Raw genomic sequence first — 6338 nt, forward strand, 5'->3', positions numbered from 1 at the left:
TCAAGCCATCCGTTTGTGAAAGGGCTGATTCCATTAGATAACCTTGCCTTGACTCTCCGCTGTCGCTCCGATTCAAGACAAAAGCTAAGAAGTATCAGGAGTAATATTAGTAAAACTTATCACCATAAATCCCAAAGAGCCTGACTTGTTTACTGAGCATTTGCTTGTGAAACCAAGGCACTATTGTAGTAGCTGTTCCCTGGGCGCGACTTGATAATGCCTGAATGCCATCAGCACACCATTCATAGATGAGGGAAAACTGACTCTGATCATCTGAGTATTCAAAAATGCAGCTCCGTTCGACGCCGATGAATTGCGCGATCGCTTTCAGGGTAAAATTAATCGCTGTATCTACATCTTGATCAATAAACTGTCGGGAAATACTACTAAGCAAGCTATCAACTTGAGCGCGACGCTCAAGGGCGGCTTCTGTTTGCTTGCGTTCAGTGATATCGCGGGATACACCCAGCAGCACAACACCACCACTGAGACTATTGACGATGGAGGTGTGACAACTCAACCAGCGCCAGCTTCCGTTTTTGTGTCTGACTCGCATCTCAGCCCCCGACTGTTTTCCCAATGCCAATGTTTTTTGCCAATCGCTATAGCAAATCTGGAGATCGTCAGGATGTATCAGCGCCGTCAAATGTTTACCTTCTATTTCGGTAGCGGTGTACCCTAAAATTTGGCTGATATTCGGAGAAACGTAGGTATAGACGCCCTCCGAGTTGAGCATAAAAATAATGTCATTGACATTTTCAACAATGGTGCGAAACTTTAATTCACTCTGTTGTAAAGCGTCTTCGGCTCGTTTGCGATCAGTAATGTCGCGAAAGCTCCAAACTCTACCCACAACCTCAGTTCCCAGACGCTGAGGGCAGGAGTATCGCTCAAATACTCTGCCATCTTTAAACTCTAATAAGTCGCAGGTACTGGCTTCGGGTATGGCGTATAATTCCCTGACTCGCTGGATAAACTCATCTGGATTTTTGAGTTGGTTTGCCAGATACTGGAGCCGTTTATCTCGGCTGGGTTCTGCTAAAACTTCGGGTGGAATAGACCACATTTCTAAGAAGTTTTGATTGTAACTGACGATATTGCCTGAATAATCGATCGCCAGAATACCATCTTGAATCGATTCAAAGATAGCCCAGAGAAGAGACAGGGAGTTTTCTAGGGCGGCTTGAACTTCTCGGCGATCTGTGGTATCTGTACCGATTGAGAGAATTTCAACCAGATTGCCCTGTTTATCGAAAATTGGTTTATTTGCCCAGACTATCCACACCCGCTGACCATTTTTGCGAATGTTTTCATTCTCGTTGAGCAAATAGTTTTCTGGATGTTGGCAAATATCAACCATTAACCTCTGCAAATCACGCCCAGAGGTTTCAGTTTGGGGAACAATCGTACCCACAACATTACAACCCACAATTTCCTGAGCATCGAAGCCTAAAAAACGCTGACCATACTCATTTAAAAACAGGATAGTTCCCTGATGATCCCAGCGTAAAATAATACAATTAGCAGTTTGTACCAAATCCCGGTACTGAGCTTCGCTAGAGAGCAGGGCGGCTTCTGCCCGTTGGCGTTCTGTGATATCCTGCTTTTGCTGGGTAATATTCTGAATAACTAGCACAGTCGAGCTAGCGCCTTGTGGGGTTGTCACAGAGTGTCCAGAGATTTGCAACAGTAAGGAGCGATCGCCTTGCTGAAATTCATAGGCTGTGGTTTCATACTCTCCATGTCGCGTCATCACATCGGGATACGACTCTCGAACAACGGATTGTCCAGCCTGAATTAGGGGTAGCAAGTCAATCAAATTTGAGCCGAAAACGTTGTCCTGTGGTCGGTTCACCAAGCTAGAGAAGGCTTTATTGCTCCACTGGATCTGTTGGTCTTCATTTAAGAAGACAACGGCGTCGGTGATTACCTCCAGCGCCGCTTCCATTTGGCTTAAGGTTGTTTGTAATTGGTCAACCCAATTAACTAACTCAGCGATCATTCAATCATTTAACACATTAGTGTTGTCACGCTGAATCATACCTCACACTTCACCAACCCGATCCCCGATTTCTCCAAGAAATCGGGAATCTATATCATCGGTTACATCAATGATGGCTGGGAACCACAGGGGGTAATGCACCCGTTCGGGACACAGGCGCCGCCATTTTTAATACCTTCTCCATCAGCCATGGCGCAATCCGACTACACCACACGGCTAAATGACTTTGCCATCCCACCAGGATTTCTGGTGAATCTTTTTGCAGTCCCGTGACTAGGGCTTTGGCTACCTGCTCAGGTGTCATTGGCATGACCCAGCGGAATAGCTGTAAACCTCGCACCATATCAGTATCCGTGAGAGAGGGGAGCAAGGCAATCACCCGGATATTATAGGGTGCTAGTTCGCCCCGCAACGCTTGAGTGAAGCCTAAAATCGCAAACTTGGTGGCGGAATACGTCGCCATCGTCGGCGCGGCGACTTTACCCATTAAACTGGAGACGTTAATAATGATTCCTTGGCGTTGAGCTGCCATCCGTTTGGCAAGCAGACGGGTAATCGTGTATAATCCCATCAAGTTAATGGCAAGCTCTTCCTGCATCTGAGGCAGTTTAGCTCTCAAAAAAGGAGTTTGGTGGGCAATTCCTGCACAGTTAACCAAGATGTGAACAGGTCCGTAAGTGCGCCAAGCGCGAGCAATTGCCACATTGACTTCTACCAGTTGGGTTAAATCTAACGCCAAAATAGCGACTTCGACTCCTAAATTTTCAATCTCCGTCGCCACGGCTGCTAAACGTTGGCGATCGCGTGCGACTAAAATTAGGCGCTTAACGCCAACTCTGGCGAGTTCGAGTGCGATCGCACGCCCAATTCCCCGCGATGCTCCGGTAACCAAAGCAGTCTTTCCTTGAATATTCATGGCAAAAACCTCAATCTTGTTGAGTCTCACTCGGCTTTTTCCGATTATTCATGCTCAGGGGTATATAACTCCTCCTAACCGCCTCAGCATGAGATGAGACATAAGTAATCAGAACTTATTTCTGTGGTTGCACTAAAACATTGAAGAGTAGGACATATTTCACCATTCGCCATTTTTTGAATGAACTGGCGAATTAGTTGGTGGTGAAACAGTGATCAAATCTTTGGATTAAACGGGTTCTATGAAAAGCTGACCCGTGAGTCGAACATGATCTCCAGTCATGCTGTATCTACAAAGAGTGAATCGTAATGATAGTTCTGCAAAGGAACTCGGTGAATGTGGAAGCGTTAATTGTTGATCGAGTATCCCAGAACTATCCGGTCGGTAATTAGCCAAATTAGCCAACCACCTGACAGCCAAAATAAACGCAGTGTTTATGCAATTAGCCTCCTCTAGACGAGCTTCTACCAGAAACGACTCATTACGCATACATTAGCAATTCTTTCAAGACAATGGCAATATTTTTTAATAAATTTCTCGTAATATTTCTTTACAAAGATTGAAAGTCCTTCCCTGATTGACTCCTAGCTGTCTTGAGCCTTCGCGAGTACAATGAACAATCAACAATAAACCATCAACCCGAATCAGGGTGTCTATCTTAATCATCTTGGCTGAGGTCAGCCTTGTCCTAGTTCTGTTCTCTCTCGTGAACTAGCTGGTGGGCGTCATCTTCCATCAGCTCATGAAGGTGTCTTGGCTCAAGCAGAGAAGCCAAACTCTGCGCCGGAACATCCGGGGTATTTTATGGTGTTTCACTTTGTCTGGCGGTTATTGGGTCAATGGCTGGTTGTTGTACTGAGGTGAAGACTTAACTCGAATAGCACACTCAGATGAGGCTGGTGGGCATTGCCCACCCTACGATATATCAAGGGTTTCGGCGATCCAAAAAGGCAAATTAGAGAGTGCCATTCGACTTAACTCAATACACATTCATCTTGCTCCGAGGTATTTAATTATCTAAAGATGCAAATAGACTCTGGTTCTATAGGACAATTTGAGTCAGTAAGTGGATTACCACTGAGGTCGAGTCCAGAAAGATTGGTGAGTCCGGAGAGGGGGCTGATATCTTTTATTTGATTATTCCGGAGATTGAGATCAGAAAGATTGGTAAATCTGGAGAGGCTATCTACATCTTCTATTTGATTACCACTGAGATTGAGCTGAGAAAGATTAGTGAGTCTGGAGGGGGAGCTTAGCTCTCTTATTTGATTCTCACTGAGATCGAGTTCAGCAAGATTGGCAAGTCCGGAGATGGGGCTTATATCTGTTATTTTATTACTACCGAGGTCGAGTTCAGACAAATTGGTTAGTCGGGAGAGGGAGCTTGTGTCTGTTATTCGATTACTACCGAGGTCGAGTTCAGAAAGATTAGTGAGGCTGGAGATGGAACTTATATCTGTTATTTGATTACTCCCCAGGTCGAGTTCAGAAAGATTAGTGGTAAGGATTCAGGGGTCGTGGAAATCCGATGAAGGGGGAAGGCTTCGCCTCGTTTTGGCTATGAGTCGAGTACAGCAGTTTGGCAGAGGCGAAGGCTTGCCCCTTTTGCTCCGGCACGGAGAGAACTAACTGAGTGGGGAAATCGCAACGATGGCGCTCTAGTAACACAAAGTCTGCTTTAATATAAGGTATGTGAGTGCTGTTGCCATGAAGCCCAAACTTGACCCAAACCAACTCAAACAGTTGCCCACCGAAGAACTCGTTGGATTGCTGGTGCAGCAACAGCTTGTAATTGAGAAATTGCAACAAGAGATAGAAAGGCTCAAAGCTATCCAGAAACTTGATAGTCAAGCAAGTTCAAAGCCCCCTTCAACGGACTTGCTTCTCAAACCGGAAAAACCAAAACAGCCGAGGGACAAGAGCGCTGGCGACAAGAGTAACAGTAGTGGGGACAACAGTGCTGGCGCAAAGAGCGACAAACCGAAACGAAAGCCAGGAGGACAACCAGGTCACCCAGGTAAGACCCGGAAAGGTTTTGGGCGAGTCGATAGATACTCCATTCTCAAACCCCAAAAATGTACGAGCTGTGGCTGTGTAGAATTTGAGGAAAATCCAGTATCAGTGCAGCGCCAGCAGGTGGCCCAACTGGTAGCGCGTCCGATTGAAATAGTGGAATACCAGAGGCAAACCTGCCGTTGTACCTGTTGTGGTCAGCTCACAGGGGCAGCTTGGTCAAAAGACATCGTGCCCGGACAAGACTTGAGTGTGAAATTGCAAGCATTACTGGTGTGGTTGGGCAACTATGGACATCTGTCTTATGAAAAGCAGCAAGAACTACTGTGGGAACTGGGTAAGATTGAGATAGGGGTAGGAACTCTTAATGCCACAAATGCTCGGATGGCGGATGCGGTGAAGGAAAGCGTTGACGGCTTACGAGAGTGGATTAAACAGCAACCGTTAGTCCATGTGGATGAATCTCCTTGGCCAGTGTTGGGTCTCAAAGAATGGTTGTGGGTGAGTGCGACACAAGAGTGTTGTTTGTTTCATCCAGGTGATACCCGCTCACGAGCTGAACTGATCCAACAGTTGGGGTCTAGGTTTGATGGTGTAATCAATAGTGATGATTACAGTGCCTATAATGGCTACGAGGTCAAAGCACAACAGAAATGTTTAGCTCATCTTTTACGTCACTTCAAAAAAGTCGTGAAATTGAGCCATGGTAATAATCCAGCTTTAGGGCAAGCGTTCATTGAACTGATTGAGGAAGCCTTTGCCCAGCATCGACAATGGCGTCACACTCAAGACTCTAGTTCTTTCTTTACCTGGGCGGCCTCTTTTAAGCTGCGAGTTGCGCTGACTATACAAGAATGGATAAGTACAGCCGGATACGAGTCGGGCAAGTTACTACGTTCTTTACGGGATAAAGCCCAGCAATGGTGGTACTTCCTCGACCACCCAGAAGTGCCACCGGACAATAACCTGGCGGAACGTTCTCTGCGTTTGGCGGTGACAAAACGTAAAGTCAGTGGCGGGTCTCGCTCAATGGAGCGATTTCAACAGACGGCAGACCTATTGAGTGTGGTACAGACTTGTCGGCGACAAGTACGGTCGGTGATTGAGTTTTTTCAAGCTGCATTGATGGCTCAAACCGAGTCGGGGCAATCTCTATCATTATTGCCTGAACCTGTCCCTTGAAACCCAGTTGTCTGTGTTCCAGATTAAACTCGACTAGGTTGGACACTGGCAAGCCCAGGCTCCATTCCGACCCATCATCCATCAAACTGTCTCAGGCAAGACCTATTTTGGGAAAAGAGCCTGGGCGCACTCGCCGATGTGACTGAATTTCCTTTTCCACATTACTTTGGAAAGGCTCGTACACCCAGGCTAATTGATGAGCCAAACACAGACCTGAATCCTTAC

5 protein-coding genes are annotated in these 6338 nt (G+C 46.4%); 1 reads left to right on the forward strand and 4 read right to left on the reverse strand.

Annotated features, from left to right (window positions below):
• Nucleotides 1–106 precede the first annotated feature (106 nt).
• The 4 genes from RID09_RS03505 to RID09_RS03520 form a co-directional block, all read right to left on the reverse strand.
• Nucleotides 107–2002, reverse strand: a complete 1896-nt coding sequence (locus RID09_RS03505) for a PAS domain-containing protein (RefSeq protein WP_446334565.1) — start codon at nucleotides 2000–2002, stop codon at nucleotides 107–109.
• Between the two features lie 106 nt (nucleotides 2003–2108).
• Complete coding sequence (locus RID09_RS03510; RefSeq protein ID WP_446334568.1) at nucleotides 2109–2918, reverse strand: SDR family NAD(P)-dependent oxidoreductase; 810 nt, start codon at nucleotides 2916–2918, stop codon at nucleotides 2109–2111.
• 1013 nt (nucleotides 2919–3931) lie between these two features.
• The gene (locus tag RID09_RS03515) at nucleotides 3932–4426 is read right to left on the reverse strand and encodes a leucine-rich repeat domain-containing protein (protein WP_446334569.1); all 495 of its coding nucleotides are present in this window, start codon (nucleotides 4424–4426) and stop codon (nucleotides 3932–3934) included.
• Nucleotides 4413–4586: a hypothetical protein gene (locus RID09_RS03520; protein WP_446334566.1), complete on the reverse strand. Its 174-nt coding sequence runs from the start codon at nucleotides 4584–4586 to the stop codon at nucleotides 4413–4415. The genes RID09_RS03515 and RID09_RS03520 overlap by 14 nt, the downstream gene beginning before the upstream one ends.
• A 24-nt stretch (nucleotides 4587–4610) precedes the next feature.
• Here RID09_RS03520 and tnpC point away from each other — a divergent pair, with 24 nt between their 5' ends.
• Nucleotides 4611–6113 carry an IS66 family transposase gene (tnpC, locus tag RID09_RS03525; RefSeq protein ID WP_446334567.1) on the forward strand — a complete coding sequence of 501 codons (1503 nt, stop codon included), beginning with the start codon at nucleotides 4611–4613 and terminating at the stop codon, nucleotides 6111–6113.
• The last annotated feature ends 225 nt before the right edge of the window (nucleotides 6114–6338 follow it).

It is taken from the genome of Coleofasciculus sp. G1-WW12-02 (genome assembly GCF_040219735.1).
GTDB lineage: Bacteria > Cyanobacteriota > Cyanobacteriia > Cyanobacteriales > Coleofasciculaceae > Coleofasciculus.